Annotated in this window: 17 protein-coding genes, 1 tRNA gene, 1 pseudogene and 1 riboswitch; of the genes and pseudogenes, 14 read left to right on the top strand and 5 right to left on the bottom strand. The window is 26.8% G+C overall.

Annotated elements, in window-relative coordinates:
* Positions 1-16: 16 nt before the first annotated feature.
* The gene (locus JWF52_RS00095; RefSeq protein ID WP_208331343.1) at positions 17-1,126 is read right to left on the bottom strand and encodes an ABC transporter ATP-binding protein; all 1,110 of its coding nucleotides are present in this window, start codon (positions 1,124-1,126) and stop codon (positions 17-19) included.
* A gap of 202 nt (positions 1,127-1,328) precedes the next feature.
* On the opposite strand from JWF52_RS00095, the pseudogene JWF52_RS00090 reads away from it, so the two are divergent.
* The 3 genes and pseudogenes from JWF52_RS00090 to JWF52_RS00080 all read left to right on the top strand — a co-directional run.
* Positions 1,329-1,598: pseudogene (locus JWF52_RS00090) on the top strand (ferritin family protein); the annotation flags it as partial.
* A gap of 167 nt (positions 1,599-1,765) precedes the next feature.
* Positions 1,766-2,605: a mechanosensitive ion channel family protein gene (locus tag JWF52_RS00085; protein ID WP_208331342.1), complete on the top strand. Its 840-nt coding sequence runs from the start codon at positions 1,766-1,768 to the stop codon at positions 2,603-2,605.
* Positions 2,606-2,803: 198 nt separating this feature from the next.
* Complete coding sequence (locus JWF52_RS00080) at positions 2,804-3,391, top strand: TVP38/TMEM64 family protein (RefSeq protein ID WP_208331341.1); 588 nt, start codon at positions 2,804-2,806, stop codon at positions 3,389-3,391.
* Positions 3,392-3,427: 36 nt separating this feature from the next.
* Here JWF52_RS00080 and JWF52_RS00075 read toward each other — a convergent pair whose 3' ends face one another.
* Together JWF52_RS00075 and JWF52_RS00070 are read right to left on the bottom strand one after the other, a co-directional pair.
* Positions 3,428-3,964: a metal-dependent hydrolase gene (locus JWF52_RS00075; RefSeq protein ID WP_208331340.1), complete on the bottom strand. Its 537-nt coding sequence runs from the start codon at positions 3,962-3,964 to the stop codon at positions 3,428-3,430.
* 155 nt (positions 3,965-4,119) lie between these two features.
* On the bottom strand, positions 4,120-4,812 hold the full coding sequence (locus JWF52_RS00070; protein ID WP_208331339.1) for a superoxide dismutase: 693 nt from the start codon (positions 4,810-4,812) through the stop codon (positions 4,120-4,122).
* Between the two features lie 359 nt (positions 4,813-5,171).
* Here JWF52_RS00070 and asnB point away from each other — a divergent pair, with 359 nt between their 5' ends.
* On the top strand, positions 5,172-7,010 hold the full coding sequence (asnB, locus tag JWF52_RS00065; RefSeq protein ID WP_208331338.1) for an asparagine synthase (glutamine-hydrolyzing): 1,839 nt from the start codon (positions 5,172-5,174) through the stop codon (positions 7,008-7,010).
* A 134-nt stretch (positions 7,011-7,144) separates the two neighbouring features.
* Here the strand turns inward: asnB and aspD are convergent, their stop codons facing one another.
* Complete coding sequence (gene aspD / locus JWF52_RS00060) at positions 7,145-8,797, bottom strand: aspartate 4-decarboxylase (protein WP_208331337.1); 1,653 nt, start codon at positions 8,795-8,797, stop codon at positions 7,145-7,147.
* A 474-nt stretch (positions 8,798-9,271) separates the two neighbouring features.
* Positions 9,272-9,447, top strand: a riboswitch (Lysine riboswitch).
* Between the two features lie 114 nt (positions 9,448-9,561).
* Here aspD and JWF52_RS00055 point away from each other — a divergent pair.
* From JWF52_RS00055 to JWF52_RS00045, 3 genes are all read left to right on the top strand, one after another.
* Positions 9,562-11,289 carry a Na+/H+ antiporter NhaC family protein gene (locus tag JWF52_RS00055; protein WP_208331336.1) on the top strand — a complete coding sequence of 576 codons (1,728 nt, stop codon included), beginning with the start codon at positions 9,562-9,564 and terminating at the stop codon, positions 11,287-11,289.
* Positions 11,290-11,536: 247 nt separating this feature from the next.
* The gene (locus tag JWF52_RS00050; protein WP_286183917.1) at positions 11,537-12,646 is read left to right on the top strand and encodes a pentapeptide repeat-containing protein; all 1,110 of its coding nucleotides are present in this window, start codon (positions 11,537-11,539) and stop codon (positions 12,644-12,646) included.
* Between the two features lie 53 nt (positions 12,647-12,699).
* Positions 12,700-12,783, top strand: a tRNA-Leu gene (locus tag JWF52_RS00045).
* Positions 12,784-12,832: 49 nt separating this feature from the next.
* Here JWF52_RS00045 and JWF52_RS00040 read toward each other — a convergent pair.
* Positions 12,833-13,870, bottom strand: coding sequence for a PTS sugar transporter subunit IIC (locus JWF52_RS00040; protein WP_208331335.1), 1,038 nt, complete (start codon positions 13,868-13,870; stop codon positions 12,833-12,835).
* Positions 13,871-14,308: 438 nt separating this feature from the next.
* Here JWF52_RS00040 and JWF52_RS00035 point away from each other — a divergent pair, with 438 nt between their 5' ends.
* The 7 genes from JWF52_RS00035 to JWF52_RS00005 all read left to right on the top strand — a co-directional run bounded on the left by JWF52_RS00035 (position 14,309) and on the right by JWF52_RS00005 (position 19,612).
* Complete coding sequence (locus JWF52_RS00035) at positions 14,309-14,947, top strand: DNA-binding protein (RefSeq protein ID WP_208331334.1); 639 nt, start codon at positions 14,309-14,311, stop codon at positions 14,945-14,947.
* Between the two features lie 95 nt (positions 14,948-15,042).
* Entirely contained in the window at positions 15,043-15,876 is an 834-nt protein-coding gene (locus tag JWF52_RS00030) for a hypothetical protein (RefSeq protein ID WP_208331333.1), read from the top strand.
* An 80-nt stretch (positions 15,877-15,956) separates the two neighbouring features.
* Positions 15,957-16,139 carry a hypothetical protein gene (locus tag JWF52_RS00025; RefSeq protein ID WP_208331332.1) on the top strand — a complete coding sequence of 61 codons (183 nt, stop codon included), beginning with the start codon at positions 15,957-15,959 and terminating at the stop codon, positions 16,137-16,139.
* A gap of 194 nt (positions 16,140-16,333) precedes the next feature.
* Positions 16,334-17,005, top strand: coding sequence for a response regulator transcription factor (locus JWF52_RS00020; RefSeq protein ID WP_208331331.1), 672 nt, complete (start codon positions 16,334-16,336; stop codon positions 17,003-17,005).
* A complete protein-coding gene (locus JWF52_RS00015) occupies positions 16,995-18,218 on the top strand; it encodes a sensor histidine kinase (RefSeq protein WP_208331356.1) in 1,224 nt (407 codons plus the stop codon). Before JWF52_RS00020 ends, JWF52_RS00015 begins: the two co-directional genes overlap by 11 nt.
* 162 nt (positions 18,219-18,380) lie before the next feature.
* Positions 18,381-18,698 carry a thioredoxin gene (gene trxA / locus JWF52_RS00010; RefSeq protein WP_208331330.1) on the top strand — a complete coding sequence of 106 codons (318 nt, stop codon included), beginning with the start codon at positions 18,381-18,383 and terminating at the stop codon, positions 18,696-18,698.
* 17 nt (positions 18,699-18,715) lie between these two features.
* Entirely contained in the window at positions 18,716-19,612 is an 897-nt protein-coding gene (locus tag JWF52_RS00005) for an NAD(P)/FAD-dependent oxidoreductase (protein ID WP_208331329.1), read from the top strand.
* Position 19,613: the final 1 nt, after the last annotated feature.

The following is a 19,613-nucleotide window of genomic DNA, read 5'->3' as shown; positions in this document are numbered from 1 at the left end:
TTTAAAATTATTTTAATTATCTTATAGCTTGTTGAGTTTCCTTATCAAATACATGGATTCTATGCTTATCCATTGCAAGTTTTAATTTGTCGCCCATCTTAACTCTATATCTACCATCAAATCTAGCAGTTATATCATATTTACCAGCTTTTAAGTAAGCATATATTTCAGCACCCATAAGTTCTCCAAGTTCAACAGTAGCTTCAAAAGTACTATCTAAACTGTTATCGATAAAGATATCTTCTATATGGATATCCTCAGGCCTTATACCTATAACAACTTCTTTACCTATATAATTTCTTTCTAATAAAGTTGCACATTCACCTTTATTTAACTTTATATTTATTACTTCATTTTGAGCATATATTTCCCCATCTTTTTCAGATAAAGTAACATCTATAAAGTTCATTTGAGGAGCCCCTATAAATCCTGCAACGAACATATTACTTGGCATATCATATACTTCTTGAGGTGTTGCTATTTGCTGAACTAGACCATCTTTCATAACAACTATTCTATCAGCCATTGTCATAGCTTCAACTTGGTCATGTGTTACATATATAAAAGTAGTACCAAGAGATTTATGTAATTTAGTTATCTCAGTTCTCATTGATGTTCTAAGCTTAGCATCTAAGTTAGATAAAGGTTCATCCATTAAGAAAACTTTAGGATTTCTAACTATAGCACGTCCAAGTGCAACCCTTTGTCTTTGTCCCCCTGATAAAGCTTTTGGCTTTCTATCAAGTAATTTTTCTAAGTCTAGTATTCTAGCAGCCTCTCTAACTTTTTGATCTATTTCATTTTTAGGCAATTTTCTAAGTTTAAGAGCGAATGCCATATTATCATATACAGTTAAATGAGGATATAATGCATAGTTTTGGAAAACCATAGCTATATCTCTATCTTTAGGATCAACTTCATTTACAACTTTTTCCCCTATATATAACTCACCGCTACTTATTTCTTCAAGACCTGCTATCATTCTTAAAGTTGTAGATTTACCACAACCAGATGGCCCTACTAAAACTACAAATTCTTTATCTTCTATGTTAATATTAACGTTTTTAACTGCATTAAATCCATTATCATAAGACTTACATATATCTTTTAAAATTACCTCTGCCATAATAATTCTCCCCCTTATTTTAAAATTATTTTTTAGTTATTTATTAATTTAATAATATCAAAAAAATGTTTTCCTGGAAATGTACAAAGTAACCAAAAACTTTTAGATAAAATATACAATAAAGAATGTTTCACACTAAAACCATATGATATATTAAGGAGAATCAGTTCCAGAGATATGTCCAGTATGTAAGCAAGGACCAGAAGCATTTGAAGAAGCAGAACATGCAGCTAAATTTGCTGAATTATTAGGAGAAGTAGTTGTTGATGATACTCAAGCTAATTTAAAAGTAAGAGTAGAAGCAGAATACGGAGCTACAGAAGGGAAATTAAAAATAGCTAAAAAAGCTAAGCAATTAGGAATTGATACTATACACGATACAGTTCATGAAATGTGTAAAGATGAAGCAAGGCATGGTAAAGCATTTTTAGGTTTATTAGAAAGATATTTTGAAAACAAGCTTAATATGTAAATGAAAATTGTACTTAGAGGCAATTTTTTATGTAGATTTTTAGAAAACTAATCCATTTTTGAAGAATATTTGTAATATATGTTATAATATGGACATAAAATGTAAATTAGTGTAGTATAAAATAAGACATTTTATAGAAAAGATTAGACGTAAGTGGGAGGTTATTTATGAAAGAATTTACTATAGGTTACTTTAGTAAAAATTTTGATAAAATTATAGATGTAATTACAACTAATAGTATAAAGCTTATAATAGGTCTATTAGTTATTTTTATAGGATTTAAAGTTATAAGAAAGTTAGTAAAAAACTTCGTTTTATTATTAGAAAAAAGAGAAGTCGATATGACTTTAATAAGATTTTTAGAATCTTTAATGGGCACGGGCCTTAAAGTATTGTTAGTATTTACTATAATAGCTGGATACTGGGAATTTAAGCTTGCAGGATTAGCTGCAATACTTACTTCTGCCGGTGTAGCAATAGGTTTAGCACTTCAGGGCAGTTTATCTAATTTTGCAGGCGGATTTATAATACTTTTACTTAGACCATTTAAGGTAGGAGACTATATAGAAACTAGCATATATGGCGGCACAGTTGAACAAATCGGATTATTTTATACTAATTTAACTACAGTAGATAATAAAGTTATATTAATACCAAATGGAGCTTTATCAAATGGTAGTTTAATAAACTATTCAACTAAAGAAACAAGAAGAGTTGACTTAATGTTTAGTGTAGGATATGAAAATGATATAAATCATGTTAAAAAAGTATTAACAGGTATAGTAAATAAACATGACTTAATATTAGATGATCCTAAAAAATTTATTGGTGTAACTGCACATGGTGCAAGTTCAGTTGATTTTGCAGTTAGAGTGTGGTGTAAAACTGAAAATTATTGGGCTATACATTTTGATTTATTAGAACAAGTTAAGAATAAATTTGATGAAGAAGGAATAAGTATTCCATACCCACAAATGGATCTTCATTTTAAAAATCCAATAAAATAAAAAGCAAAAGCTAAAGTAAATTTTAAACTTACTTTAGCTTTTTTTTATTATATTTTGCAAAATTGTAAGATAAATGTAATAATCTTGTAAGATAAATAGGGTATAATTTATTTATATCATAAAGATAAAGAGCTTAACATTTATTTAAAGTAAAATATTTTAAATAAATGTTTTTAATAAACAAAGGAGACAGGATGGATGGAGTATATTCAAGGGTTATTCGATTTAGCTAAAGATTACTGGGTTCTTGCTATGTTTGCAGGGCTAATAAGTTGCTTTATAGAGAGTTTCTTACCAATATTACCCCTTATAGCAATAGTTGGAGCCAATGCACTTATGCTTGGATTATGGGGGGGACTTTTTATATCTTGGATAGGCTCGGGACTAGGAACGATAGCATTATTTTTATTAGTTAGTAAATTTAATGATAATAAATTATTTAATAAGTTAAGAAATAATAAAACAGAGAAAGCTATAAAATGGATGGAAAAGCAAGGATTTAAATTATTATTTATTGCTTATTCATGCCCATTTGTACCAAGTTTTTTAGTTACAATAACATCTGCATTTTGTAAAAGAGAAGCAATAAACTTTATACCTGCAATGTTAGCTGGAAAATTTGTAATGTTTTTAGTAGTAAGTTATCCAGCAAGTGATATAGAAGGATTTATAAATAATCCTATAAAAATAGCTGTATTTGTATTATTAGTATTTTTATCTTGGACAATTGGAAGTAAAGTTAATTCAAGTCTTGAAGAGCATAAACATGATAATAATATAAAATAAGAGAAAGCCCCTATATATGTTATAGGGGCTTTTATATTAGAATAATATATAAAATCTATATCCAAGTAAAAATATAAATACAAAATTAAGCGCTTTGCAAATTATTTTTTCACATTTCGAACTAGTTTTTATAGGTAATAAAGAAAAGTTAATGCAAATAGGATAAAAAATTTGTATGCCTTCTTTAGTGATTATATCAAGGCATAAATGTGATATATACCCAATTATGAATCCGTTATATAAACATAAAAACACAATATTATTATCTGAAAATTTGACTAATAAACCAAATATATAGCATAAAAATGATATGAATATTAGGCTATGGGTAAATCCTCTGTGTTTAAATTTAGATCCTATTTTTTTATATAATATAGGGTACCTTTTGCTAATATAAGAGCCTCTCATATCTATATCAGGAAATAAAGAGCCAATATATGAAAAATATATATAAATTGATATTAAAATAAGTTTATATATAAGGTCGTACCCAACTAAAAATTTATTGTTAATAAAAGGTAGTGCTAAAAGTGCAAAAATATATCCACCTTTTATATGAGTTTCTTTTACCATAATTCCTCCCATGATGCTTAAATGTAATGTCGATACTATAATACTAGATTCTTTAAATTATATAGCAAATATTAGATTTTTTCAAAAAACTTTAACAAATAATGGTATATAATATTACAAATATACCCATAGCCACTAAACTTAAATTTGAAAATTTATTTACTATTATAGTTTTCTAATGCTTTGTCCCAATTAACAAGGTTAAACCAATTATCTATATAGTTAGATCTATTATTTTTGTAAGATAAATAGTAGGCATGTTCCCAAACATCGATTCCAATTATAGGTTTAAGATTTACTGATATAGGAGTATCTTGATTTGAAGTATTAACTATAGATAACTTACCTTCTTTATTAGATACTAACCATGTCCAACCTGATCCAAAAACGTTAAGTGCAGATTTTTTAAATTGTTCTTTAAAGTCATCAAAAGACCCAAAATCTCTTATTATAGCATCGTTAAGATTTTTTGAAGGAGAAGTCTTTTTAGAAGTCATTATATCGAAGAAAAACTCGTGATTATAAACTCCACCGCCATTATTTTTTATATCTTGAGCTACATCACTTGGTAAGCAATCTAAGCATGATAGTAATTCGTAAATACTAGCATTATAAAGTTCTGGATGAGTTTTAATTATGCTATTAAGTTTTTCTAAGTAAGTTATATAATGTTTATCGTGGTGAAGAACCATAGTTTCTTTATTTATGTATGGCTCAAATGCGTCATATGCATAATTTAACGCTTTAGGCTTAAAAGGGGTATAATCAGGTATATTAGCAAAAGCATTTAAAAAATTTGAACATATGAATAAACTTGCTAAAAATAAAGCTAATAATTTTTTTTTCATAAGATCACCTCAGTATATAGTATGCTTATAAACTATACAAAATAGATTGGTAATAAATAGCATATAATTATTAATTACAATAAGAGAAGTAAATTAATAGTATTCTTCTATAGAAGAAAAAGATTTATACAACAAATAATTTCATAATAAACTTGATAACTGTAAAAATTTAGGAAGAGTATAGATAGTTGTCCAGGAAAGGCCTTAATCATGCACTTAGAGGATATAGTAAAGCTACAATAATTTAAATAGTAATAAGAATTAAACTTTGTATATAGTTTAAGTAAGGATTATGTATAAAGTTTATTATTATGTCAAAAATAAGAGATACATAGCTGTCAGGAGGAAATAAATTATATATGTGTGGATATGTATCAATATATTATAAGAAAAAAGATAAAAATATTAAAATAGATATAGAGAACTTAGCAGAAAATATACATCATAGAGGTCCAAATTATACAGGACTATATAAAAATGATAAGGTAGAGTTTGTATTTAAGAGATTAAGTATAATAGATGTTGAAAATGGAAATCAACCTTTAAAAAAGGAAAATAAGGTTATAGTTTTTAATGGTGAAATTTATAATCATGAGGAATTAAAAGAAAGCTTGATGGAAAAAGGACATAAGTTTAAAACAGAGTGTGATACAGAGGTTTTATTAACTAAATATATAGATAATGGTAATAAATGTGTAAATGACTTAAGAGGAATGTTTACATTCATAATTTATGATGAAAAAAATGATACAATATTTGGAGCAAGGGATCATTTTGGGATAAAACCTATTTACTATATAGAAAATGATGATTTAGTTGCATTTTCATCAGAATATAAGGCTATAATTAATATTTTACCTAAATTAAAAATAAATGAAAAAAGTTTACAAAACTATTTATCATTTCAGTTTGCCCCACCAATTGAAACTATGATAAAAAATATAAAATTAATACCTCCAGGTTATTCATTTACAATAAAAGATAACAAATTAGTTTTAAATAAATACTATGATGTAGAGTTAATTGGAGATAAAGATGTTACATCTAAAGATGTACAAGATGTTATTGTAGATTCTATAACAAAACATATGGTGGCGAATGTTGAAGTAGGGACGTTTTTATCTGGAGGAATAGACTCAGCTATAGTGGCATCTGTAGCATCTAGTATAAATCCTAACATAAAATCATTTTCAATAGGGTTTGGAGTACAAGGATATGACGAATTAGAAGTTGCTAAAAAAACGGCAGATGCTTTAGGGATAGAGAATATAGCAATTAATGTAAGCCAAGAAGAATATATAAAAGCACTTCCTAAAGTATTTTATTATTTAGATGATCCTGTTGCAGATCCATCTGAAGTGGGGATATATTTTTTATCTAAAGAAGCTAAAAAACATGTTACTGTAGTACTATCAGGAGAAGGCGCAGATGAACTATTTGGAGGGTATAATATATATAAAGAGTACAATAGCGTAAAAAATATACAAAGTATGCCAGAGAGTGTAAAGAAGTTTATAAATAAAGTTTCAGAGAGTATGCCTAATATTAAAGGTAAAAGTTACTTACATAGAGCTAGTACTCCTTTAAATAGTAGATATATAGGAAATGCTAAAATATTTGATAATGATGAAGTAAAATTAATTTTAAAAAATTATAATGAAGAACATAAATATCAAAATATATTAGCTTCAATATATAATGAAGCTAATAAGAAAAATTATGATTATGTCACAACAATGCAGTACATAGATATAAACACATGGCTTCAAGGCGATATTTTGCAAAAAGCTGATAAAATGTCTATGTCTCAATCTATAGAACTTAGAGTTCCATTTTTAGATAAAGAAGTATTAGAAACATCTAAACATTTAAAGTTACATCAAAAAATTAGTAAAGATAATACGAAAGTGTTACTTAGAGAAGCGTTTAAAGATATAGTACCTAAGCATATGGTACAAAAGAAAAAGCTAGGTTTTCCAACGCCAATAAGAGTATGGCTTAAAGAAGATTTAGGAGATGTTGTTAGAAAGACTATAAATGAAGCTGATGTTAATAATTTTATAAATAAAAATTATGCATTAGGGCTTTTAGATAATCATATTAAAAATAAAGAAGATAACTCAAGAAAAATTTGGACAATATTTGCATTTTGCTTGTGGCATCAAATTCATATAGAGAAACAAAATATAAATTTCTAAAAAATTAAATTAATATAAAAAATTCGCTTCTATCATATCGCTCAAGTAATTCGCCAACATGTTGCTCAAACGACTACGTCCGTTACTTAAGTTTAGCGGTTGGGATTATAAAAAATAGCTAAGGTTATAATACCTTAGCTATTTTTTAGTAATACACAATTATTAGAACTTGAATTTTTCCAAGCTTTTAAATATTCATTTAATATTCTCTTTATAGATTTGCCTATTTTAGGATAATCTTCATCATGAAGGTTTGCCAGAGAAACTCTTATAGACCAATTTGGTCCAGCGAACCCACCTCCACTAAGTAAAACAACAGAGTAATCATTTGCTAATTTATATAAAATATCTACTGGATCGTAATTAGATTTAATATAATTTACAAAATCTTCTCCATAACTAACCCTAGCCCATTGTTCTATATCAAATTGAGTATAATAATAAGCGTTGTTTTTATCCTCATTTAAAGGTATTTGTAAAGCGTTGTATAATAATTCTTGACGTTTTCTACAAATACTGATGTTAAGTGCTTTATAATCATTTTCAATATCGATTAAAGCGAAAGCAGAGAAAAATGCCATTTGAACTTGTTGTGGAGTAGAAAGTCCAGCAGTGTGGTTAAGTGCAACAAGCCTACTATCAGCAACTATTCTATCCATAAAAGAAATAGTTGATGGATTAAGTCTCATATCTCCATAACGTTTATCTAAAGATTTCTTTAAATTATCGTCTAAATCATTAATTCTTTTATCAAATACATTATTTTCATGAAGTGCCATTGTACCTAATCTCCAACCAGTAACACCAAAGTATTTAGAGTAAGAGTATACACCAATTGTATTATAAGGAAGTTTAGCCATTAATGAAGTAAAGTCATTAACAAAAGTTCCATAAACGTCATCAGAAATAATCATTAAATCTTTATTAAAATTTTTAACTACATCTACTAAATTATTAGCAGAGTCATCACTTATAGCTATAGAAGCTGGATTGTTAGGGTTAACAACAAATAAAGCCTTAATAGATGTATCTTTAAGCTTTTCTAACTCTTTTTTTGAGTATTGCCAAGTATGATTTCCAAAATAGTCAACTTCATCTGCATTTATGTTTATAACATTGAATTCATATTTAGGAAGATGAGGTATTTCAAGATAAGGAGTGAAAATAGGTGTCATGATAGCTATTTTATCGCCTTTTCTTAAAAGCTCATTAGCCATTAAAGAATCAAAAATGTAACACATAGCTGCAGTAGCGCCTTCAACAGCAAATATTTCTAAATTTCCACCTAAATTTATATCATACTTCATCTCTTGTACTAAATAATTATGAACTATTTTTTCTATATGAGGTAGCATTCTATCAGGTACTGGATAATTGTCTCCAATTATAGCATCAGCTAATTCATAAATAAAATTATCTCCATCAAAATTTAATTCATTTATACAATAATCAACTATGGCTCTTAAAAGGTTTATACCTGGCATATTACTATTATCTTCTATATATTTATAAAATCGTTTACAAATACCTTCTCTTTGAGGCATCCCAGCTAAGTCACCTAAATCCCAATTTAAGCGGGTTTCATTAACTGCAAATTGTCCAAATGTAAAGAATGCTTCTCTTGGAGTTGCAGCAGTCCAATTTGGATTTCCTCTGCCTGCATCAAGCATAGCTATATTTTTTATTTCAGCATTGTATTTTGCTAAATCTATTAATTTATCCTTAAATTCAAAGGGACTAATTTTTCCATACATCATTTTTACTTCTTCGTAAGTATATTTTTTCATACTAAAAACTCTCCTCAATAACCAATAATTAAAATCTAACATACTTGATTATAATATAGTTAATATTAAAAAGTAAATAAAAAAATAAAGCGTTTGACAAAAAACGCTGTTATAAAAATAAAGGAAAAATAAAAAATACTTAATTAATTAAATTTACATGAATGTAAAATAAAAAAGATTAAAATAAAATTTAAATTTATCTTGATAGAACTTAAAAATCTAATAAATTTATATAAATTTAAAATATCATTTTTTATACATTTATAATATAAATTTAATAAAATTCTTTTAATAATTTTATATTTTGATATTAAATATTATGAAAAATAAAAAATCTTCAAATTTTTCAAGAAGTATTTATAAATATTATCATAAAATTTAATAAATGTAAATTAAAATAAAAAAGATTCAAAATTATCTTGCAACTTATAAAAGTATCATGTATACTCTACTTAAATTTAAAAGTGAATAAACATAAAGGGTAGAGGCGCGATACTTATCAGTACTAATAATGAGGTAAGCACAAAGACTTATTAGGAAAGGAATTATCGCCGAAGTATATAACTGATGCTTTAAGGTTATATGTCTGGGGATGCATAAAATATATGCATCACTGTCACAAACTTGTTTTGTGGTGAGCTACATTTAAGGAATTATTATAGTATAGTTTTATTTGTGTACATAATTTTATAGCCTTGAGTGTAAACTCAAGGCTTTTTTTATACCCTAAACCTATTCACAAAAATAAATAAGGGGGAATTTTTATGAACAGTAGAAATTTAAGGATTATATTTTTAACAATGATAGTATTCTTACTATCATCACCATTAGTTTTTGCAGCTGAGGCTGATATTGCATCAATTAATTCACAAAAATTTGGAGTATTTACTTTAATACCGCCAATAGTAGCAATAATACTTGCATTTATAACTAAAAACGTAGTAGTTTCTCTATTTATAGGTATTATGTCAGGAAGTTTCATAATTAGTTTATCAAACACTAATATGCTCAATGCGTTAATATTATCATTTTTAGATGTAGTAAACAGAGCATTGAGTTCATTAGCAGATCCATGGAATGCAGGTATAATACTTCAAGTTTTAGCAATTGGTGGAGTAATAAACCTTGTAGCTAAGATGGGTGGAGCTAAAGCTATAGCTGAAGCTCTTGCTAAAAGAGCAAAAACTCCAAAAGGAACACAAATGATAACATGGTTTTCAGGACTTTTAGTATTCTTTGATGACTATGCAAATTCATTAATAATAGGTCCGATGATGAGACCAGTAGCTGATAAAATGAAAATATCTAGAGAAAGATTAGCTTTCATAATAGATGCTACAGCAGCGCCAATAGCAGGTCTTGCTATAATATCAACATGGATAGGACTTGAAGTTGGACTTATAAATGATGCATTTGTAGGTATAGGAGTAGAGACAGATGCTTTTGGAGTATTTTTAAATACTATACCATATAGATTCTACAATATATTAATATTAGCATTTATAGTAGTGACAACATTATTAATGAAAGATTTTGGTCCAATGAGAAAGGCGGAATTAAAGGCTAGAAGAAGTGGTTTAACCAACCTAGAAGTTGCAACTACTAAAGATGAGCACTCAGATTTAGAACCAAAAGAAGGTGTTAAATTAAGTATATGGAATGCAATAATACCAATAGGTACTTTAATAGTAACTGCATTAATAGCATTTTACTATAGTGGATATTCATCTATAATGGCTTCAGATGATGCTACTTTAATAGAATTCCTTAAATTATCACCATTTTCATTTGAGTCAATAAGAGAAGCTTTTAGTGCATCTGATGCATCAATAGCTTTATTCCAATCAGCATTATTTGCAGGAATAGTTGCTATAGTTATGGCGGTAAGTAAAAAAATATTTACAGTTAGTGAAGCGATAGATGTTTGGGTAGATGGTATGAAAACTTTAGTAATAACAGGCGTTATATTAATACTTGCTTGGTCATTAAGCTCAGTAATAAAAGAATTAGGTACAGCTAAATATTTAGTAGAACTATTATCTGGTTCATTACCATACTTCTTATTACCAAGTATTATATTTATACTTGGAGCTGTAATATCATTTTCAACAGGGACAGCATATGGAACAATGGGGATATTAATGCCTTTAGCAGTACCATTAGCTCACTCAATAAACCCAGAAATGTCATTTATAATAGTAAGTACAAGTGCAGTTTTAACAGGTGCTATATTTGGAGACCATTGTTCACCCATATCAGATACAACAATATTATCATCTATGGGGGCTGGATGTGATCATATAGAACATGTTAAGACACAAATGCCATATGCACTATTTGTAGCGGCTATAACAGTCTTATTTGGATATATACCAGCAGGATTTGGTTTACCTATTTATATAGTTTTACCAATTTCAATATTAGCAATTTATGTAGGCGTTCAGATATTTGGAAAAACAGTAGACGAAGAAAAATTAGAAGCTACAAAGTAGAACGTAGTTTATATAACAAATAATAAATATACAATCAAAGTTTATAATAACTAGACAGTATATTTTTAAATTAAAAGTAAATAATAAAAATAAAACGTACTGATATATCAGTGCGTTTTGTTTTACAGCAGTTTAATTAGATTTCAAAGGAGTAAATTATGAGTTATATAAATTTTAAAGAAGAAAATGAAGTTGCAAGACAACAATTAGAAAGAAGAAAAAAAATAATGAAAATGTATATAAATACATGGTGAAGCATAGAGATGAAGATTTAGTAGGATATAGACCAAGTCCAAAGTATAGTTATACTACATTTAATGGTCAGGAGTTTGGTAAAAAAGGTGTGCTAGATGAAGTTGATTTTCATGAAATTAGCAATGAGGATATGATTTGTACTAAATTTAAGGATTGTAATTTTAAAAATGTTAAATTTAAAGATTGCAGATTCGTAGGATGTACATTTGAAGATTGTACATTTGCTGATGGTGGGGTAGTTTTTGAAAATTGTATATTAATAAAAGAAGATACAGAACAATCTCCATCATTAAATAAGAAAGATAATTTATCATGTAGTTTTTATAATTGTAAAATGTACGTAAAATTTTTAAATAGTGATATCTCATATTGTATATTTGAGAATTGTAATATAAAAGACACTGCTTTTGAACAAACATTTATGAAATGTACAATAATAGATAAAAGTGAACTAAATATGATAACTATAAAAGATTGTGATATGAGTGGATTTAAGATGACTAATTATTATATAACAAATTTAGATTTTAATGATGATTATAAAACTAAATTTGATGAAAAAACATACTTTGATAAAATACCAATAAGAGAGAAAACAAAACAAGAATACGAAGGTATTTATATGACATATGAAACACTAGCAGATAAGTTTAAGGAAAATACATTAAATAATAATTTTGGTGAATATTATTATTTAGCAAAATGTACTGAACGTAAATCACTTAAGAAACCACTTCCTAGATTTACATCGACTATAGCTTGGCTTACATGTGGATATGGTGAAAGACCTGAATTTGCATTGTTTTCAGGATTAGCAATAATATTTACATTTGCAGTTATATATATGTTTACGGGTGTAACTATAGATAAAGCAAAAGATATACATTACACATTATCTAGTATAGGTAGCTTAAGTTTATTTGAAGTTATTGGAGACTTTAATGAAACTTTAAACTTAAGTGTAGGAATGTTTGGTGGTATTGGTGTTAACAATGGTCAACCTTCAGAAATTAGTTATATGGTATCTAATTTTGAAATGATAATAGGTATTATTATGATGGGATTAGGTATAGGTACATTAACAAGAAAAATAATAAGATAAAATTGTTGCTAAACAAATTAAATAGGACTACAATTATATTGAAATAAATATTGGCGGATGTGGCGGAATTGGCAGACGCACCAGACTTAGGATCTGGCGCCTATGGCGTGGGGGTTCGACTCCCTTCATCCGCACCAATAAAATATATAAAAAAGAACACAGATTAACCTGTGTTCTTTTTTTATATTAAGCTATTAAATCATCTTGTTGAGTTCCTCTGATTTCAGCAGCTGTTTTTATTTTTGTATTTTTGAATATTGCATGTCCTATGAATGCACCTAATATACTTACTACTATACATCCTGCAGCAGCTATTAAAGCTCTAGTTCCGTTTTGAGCAACTGATATTGCAAAACCTGCTATTGGAGTAGCCATACCAGGAGTTGATACAGTAAGACCCATATAAGCAACTATTACACCAGACATAGCTCCACCTATAAAGTTAGTACAGTAAACTGGTAATGGGTTAGCAGATATTATATCTGATTGTGTTAATGGCTCTATTGCAACAGATATTGTATCTTTCTTTGAACCAAACTTCATTTTTGAGAAGAATACATAGTTCATGAAAGAAGAACCGAATACTGCTAAAGCACCTATAGCCATTGGTACACCTGTTAAACCTATTATTGAAGTTAATGCCATTGAACTAAGTGGAGCAGTTGCAACAACTGTTATTAATCCACCAAGTATAAGACCCATAACTATTGGAGAAGCATTAGCAGCTTCTATTAAAACTTTACCGATTTGTAATAAAGTACCATCAACTATTGGAGACATATTCATAGCTATAAATCTTGCTAATGGAGCTCCTACTAATATTATAACTATTAAATCAAGTCCTGCTGGAACTTTCTTTTCTAAGAATTTAACAACGAATGATGTTACATAACCAGCTATGAAACCTGGAAGTATACCAAATCCTGAACAAGCTAAACCTGTTAATACAGCGTAAACTGGAGATACACCTAATGCAAGTGGTACTAATATAGCAGCTGCAACTCCACCTAATGAACCGTTTGCTTGACCAACTTTACCTAAGAATTCTATACCAACTAAATCACCAAATACTGATGCATGGAAAGCTTCAACTAAGAAACTAGCACAAGCAGCGTTTGCTAACGCTCCCATTGCCTTCATCCCTTGCGGAGCTTTGTAACTGAATAAAGTGAATAATGCCAATACTACTAATAATAATGCAGTACCTGTTAAAATTTGTGTCATTTTAATTTTCCTCCTAATTAAAAAATTATAACTAACCAATTTTCTTGGTAGTGTTTTCCCGCGGCGATTGAATATGCCTTTGAACAATTATGAGTATAAAATAATTTTCGACAAAAGTAAATGGTTTTTTTTAGAAAAAACTAAAAATTAAATAAAAAAATAACAAAGATTTAAAAAATAGTTTAAAAAAATAAGAAAAAATAGCGATTTCTAAAGATTTACAATAAATATAAAAAATAATGCAATATATAAAATAATTTTTTAATTTATATATTAAAATGTAAATTAATATATATATATTAACCATAAATAAAAATTTTATTTGACAAAAATTTATTATTTAATTACTACCTAAAATACTAGGGTTTTGTTAAACAATATATATTATGATACAATAAATAAACGAAATAATAGATGCATAATGATGGAGGAATAAATATGAAAGGAAATGAAAGATTAGATAAATTTTTAGAGTTACAAAATAAAGGAGTATCAATTGATGATATAGCAAAAGAACTTGGAATAGTTACTAAAACATTAAAAGCTTTTTTAAATAAAAAAGGATATAAGCTAGAAAATGAAAGATATATTTTAAAAGATAAAAAAGAAATAAATCAAATTTCATTTACTGATATTAATTCAGCTAAGAAAGAAAATAGTAAAAAGAAAGTGACAGAAAAAAAGACAACCACTAAAAGTGAAGAGGTTGTAAAGCAATCTAAAAAGAAAAACTTAAGTAAAGATGTTAACACTTCTAAAACTACACCTAAGAAAACTCAACCTAAAAAAGATAGAAAAATAAATATAACACAAGAAGATATGGATAAACTATGTGAAGTATATGATTGGTATATGCAAGTTAAAGATTATAGAGCTGTAAAACCGAAGAAAAATAATAAAAAAGATATAAATATTGATAAAAGAGAATTAAAGGATTTAAAAAGTGCGACTATAAGAGTAGATAAAAAAACATGGGAAGATTTTGAAAGAATATGCAGTAATTCTCAATTTAGTAAGTCGGAAGTACTAACTCAAGCATTAAATGATTTTATGAATGAATATAAACATTTACTGTAAATAGTTAATAAATAAAATGAAAACTGCAAAATTAAGTGAAATTATTGAAATATAAGAATATAATAATATTAATATTAAACATGAGGTGTTTAAATATGAAGAGATATATAAATAAATTATATTTATTAACTATAGCAATACTAGTAAATATTGTTTTATTAACAGCGTGTACAAATTATAATTTTACTAAAGTTAAAGAAGAAAAATCCGTACATAGTATAGAAATAACTGAAAATAATGCAAAAGCTATTAGCGTAGGAAATTCTGAAATTGTAAATATAGTTAAAAGTGATAAAAATAAAATAGATACGTCAACAAGAATAGAAAATAAAGCTAATTTTGATATATCTAAGATTTGGATAGAGTATGAAGAATTTGATAAAAATAAAAATATAATAGATAAATCTGAATCACTTTTAGATATGACTCTAAATCCAGGAGAAAGTGCATATATAGTGTTTGGACATAAAGAATATACAGATAGTTTAAAAGTAGTAGGCTATCGTTATGAAGCAGAAGGCAAAGAAGTTTTAGTAAATACTAAAAATGATGATATAGAGATAAAAGAAAAAACTTTAAAATTAGAAAGTAGTAAAGATTATGAGATTTTAGTGACATCAGACATATATAAGTTAAGTGAGTCTGAAGATGGAATAACTTATGGGGTAAAAGTTAAAAACTCATCAAATAAATCTTTAGGAAATATTATTCTAAAAATAGGAGAATTAAATGAAGATGGCGAATATATAATGGTAAGTCATATATCTGAATATAGCGTTTTAAAGCCATCACAAGAAGTTGAAATAGAAACTGTAACTTCTCAAGCTGCAAAAAAAATAGAAATATTAGGCTATAACTACGATGATGTCAAAGAAAAAGCTAGTATAGATATTGACCTTAAAACTCATAAAGCTAGCATTAATAAATAATATATAAAAAAAGGAGGAAAAGTAAATGTATAAATCCTACATCTACGACGAATAATAAAAATATTCTAAGGGGTGATAACATGAATGAAAATAATAATTTTAACCATGGAAATTTAGATTTTGAAAAAATGAATGAAACTTTAGCAAATCCAGAATTTGCAAATTGGTATTATCATCAAATGATAGATAATACAGGTAATAATATGAATATAGAAGATTTTGTTAAGATTATTCAAGAGTATAACCAAAATAAGTTTGAGTAATATATCGAGTTAAAAGCAGTTATATCGAAAATAAATAATAAATTAAAAAAAAGTGAAAGGCTTACTGTATTTACTTATTAATTAAGTATATAGTAAGCTTTTTATTTTTTATAAATTATATTTTACATATTTTTCTTAAGAGGTATAATTTAATTATATGAAAATGAAGACTATAATTTTAAGAAGGAGTTAAAATGAAAGTATTAATAGTTGAAGATAATAAAAAACTTATAGAAAGTATATCCATAGAATTAAATAAACATTTTGAAACAGAGAAATGTGAAGATGGAGAAGAGGCTTTATATCTAATAAATCAGAATATATATGATTTAATAATACTTGATTTAATGCTACCAAATATAAATGGAGTAGATATTTTAAAAAATATGAGAAAAAATAATATAGATACTCCTGTTCTTATATTAACAGCAAAAGAATCATTAGATGATAAAGTAGAAGCCTTTACAATAGGAGCCAATGATTATTTAACAAAGCCATTTTATATAGAAGAATTAGTAGCAAGATCATATGCCATTCTTAGAACTAATGGAAAATTAAAAGAAAGAAATATTATAGAGTTTAAGGAATTAAAATTAGATACTAGTAAAAAAAGAATATTTATAGGTTCAGATGAAATAGTACTTCAAAATAAGCAATTTAATTTGCTAGAGTATTTTCTATTAAATAAAGGATCCATTTTACTAAAGGAACAAATTTATGACAGAATATGGGGAATGGAATCTGATTCAAGCATGGAAATAGTAGAAGTATATGTAAGTAATTTAAGAAAAAAATTAAATAAGTATGGATATGATAAATATATAAAAACTAAGAGAAAAGTAGGTTATATTTTTGATGATAAATAAAAATGTATTTACTAAGACAAAAAATAGTTTAATAAAGGTAAATATAGTAGTTGTTGTTAGTTTATTAATAATATTTTCTATATTTATATTCTCTTATTTTAAAAACCTTACTTATAATAGTATAGATAATAAATTAAGTGGAGAATTAAATTCTGTATCAAGGCAGTTAAAAAATACTTCATTTTTTGGACCAATGGTATTAGAAGATCCGAGTAATATGGTGTATATATATGAAGGCGATGAAATAAGGTATTATACTAGAAACAGCTATTTCTATGATTTAGTACCTGAAAATCATAATAAAGAAAATCAATTTTTTACATATAGTAAAAATGGGTATAAGTTTAGAGAACTAAGCATTAATATTGGTAAATATAGAATTCAAATAATAAGAAATATAGATATAGAAATGAATTCTTTTAAACAACTTATATTTGTATTTATAATTGGTATGGTAATAGCATTGATGATTACTTATTTTTTAGCCTTGTATTTAACAAAAAAGGCGCTATCTCCAATAGAAACAGCATGGAATAATCAAGCACAGTTTATACAAGATGCATCACATGAAATTAGAACTCCTATATCAATAGTTTCGTCAAAATTAGAAAGCATGCTAAAGTCTCCTAATAATACTATAGGTGATGAAGTAGAGACTATAGCAGATGCTATGAGAGAAACTAGAAGAATAAAAAAAATGATAAGTGATTTATTGTCACTTACAAAAGAAGAAGCTATTGTCAAATTAAATCTAGAAAGTATAGATTTAAAAGAGTTAATAGATGAAATAAGTAATGATTATATTGATATAGCTGAAATTCAAAATAAAAACTTTGAAGTATATTTTGATTTAAAGAATAAAATTATTACTACAGATAAAAATAAACTAAGACAGCTAATTATTATATTTATAGATAATGCATTTAAGTATACAAAAATGGAAGATAATATCTTAATAAAAGTTATTCAAAAGGATAATTTATATATAGCTATATCTATTATAGATACTGGAATAGGTATAAATAAAGAAGATATACCTCATATATTTGATAGATTCTTTAGAAGCGATAATATAAGAAATAAAGATATCGATGGATCTGGAATAGGATTATCTATAGCAAAGATGTTATCTTTAAATCTAAAATATAATATAAATGTAAATTCAGAAATAGGTAAAAAGACAGAGTTTGAAATAGTAATCCCAAATAAATAAACTAAAAAATAATTAATAAAAAATTTGATTTTACTTCGATATATTGGGTATAATTGGAATGTAGAAAACATTAATTAAAATTATTTAAAATTATAATAAATAATAACTATATTATATGGAAATTCATAGTATAGATAGAAGGATATTTAGGAGGGTAAGAAAATGGCGAAAATTATAAGTACTTCTCAATTTAGAGGCGAGGTTGAAAACAACAATGGGGTAGTAGTGGTAGACTTTTTTGCAACTTGGTGTGGGCCGTGTAAAATGTTAGCTCCAGTGTTTGAAGAATTAGGGAGTGAAATGCAAAATGAAGCAAGATTTGTAAAAGTTGATATAGACCAAAGTTTAGAAATAGCTCAACAATTTAATATATCAACAGTACCGACAATGATGATATTTAAAGATGGTAAACCAGTTGAATCTTTAGTAGGGTTTATGCCTAAAGAAAAAATAAAAGCTAAAGTTCAATCACATTTATAAAATGATAGGTGGTAAATATGAGATATGATATAGCTATAGTTGGAAGTGGTCCAGCCGGGCTATCTGCAGCCGTAAATGCAAAAATTAGAAATAAAAGTACAATTATATTTGGAAATGAAAATTTAAGCAATAAACTTGTAAAGGCTCCGTCAATAGATAATTATTTAGGTTTTTATGATATAAGTGGAGATGAATTAAAAGATAAGTTTAAAGAGCATATAACAAATATGGATATTGAGATATCTAATAAAAAAATAAACAACGTATATGCTATGGGCGATTATTTTGCACTAATGTCAGGTGATGAGATGTATGAAGCAACTACAGTAATACTAGCCACTGGTGTTGAATATGGGAAGCCTATAAAAGGAGAAGAAGAGTTTTTAGGTAAGGGTGTAGGTTACTGTGCAACTTGCGATGCACCTTTATATAAAGATAAAAAAGTAGCTATAATAGGATATAATAAAGAATCTGAAGAAGAAGCTAACTTTTTAAATGAAATAGCATCTAAAACTTACTTTATTCCAATGTATAAAAATGAATCTTTAATGAGATCAGCAGATGTATTAGATAGTTCAATAGAAATTATAAATGATAGACCGATGCAAATACAAGGAGATAATCTTGTTAATAAGGTTGCATTTAAAGAAAAAGAAATTGATGTAGATGGTGTATTTGTTATAAAAGACAGTGCATCTCCAAAATCATTAGTTCCAGGTATTGAAACTGATGGGCCTCATATTAAAGTTGATCTTAACATGAAAACAAGCATAGAAGGATGCTTTGCAGCAGGAGACTGTGTAGGAAAGCCATATTCTTATATTAAATCAGCAGGTCAAGGTCAAATAGCAGCACTTAGTGCAGTTTCTTATCTGGATAAATTAAAAATAGAGCAAAGAAAACAACAACAATAGA

Source organism: Clostridium sp. CCUG 7971 (genome assembly GCF_017590215.1).
GTDB lineage: Bacteria > Bacillota > Clostridia > Peptostreptococcales > Peptostreptococcaceae > Faecalimicrobium.
This window is presented reverse-complemented; position numbering and strand designations above follow the sequence as displayed.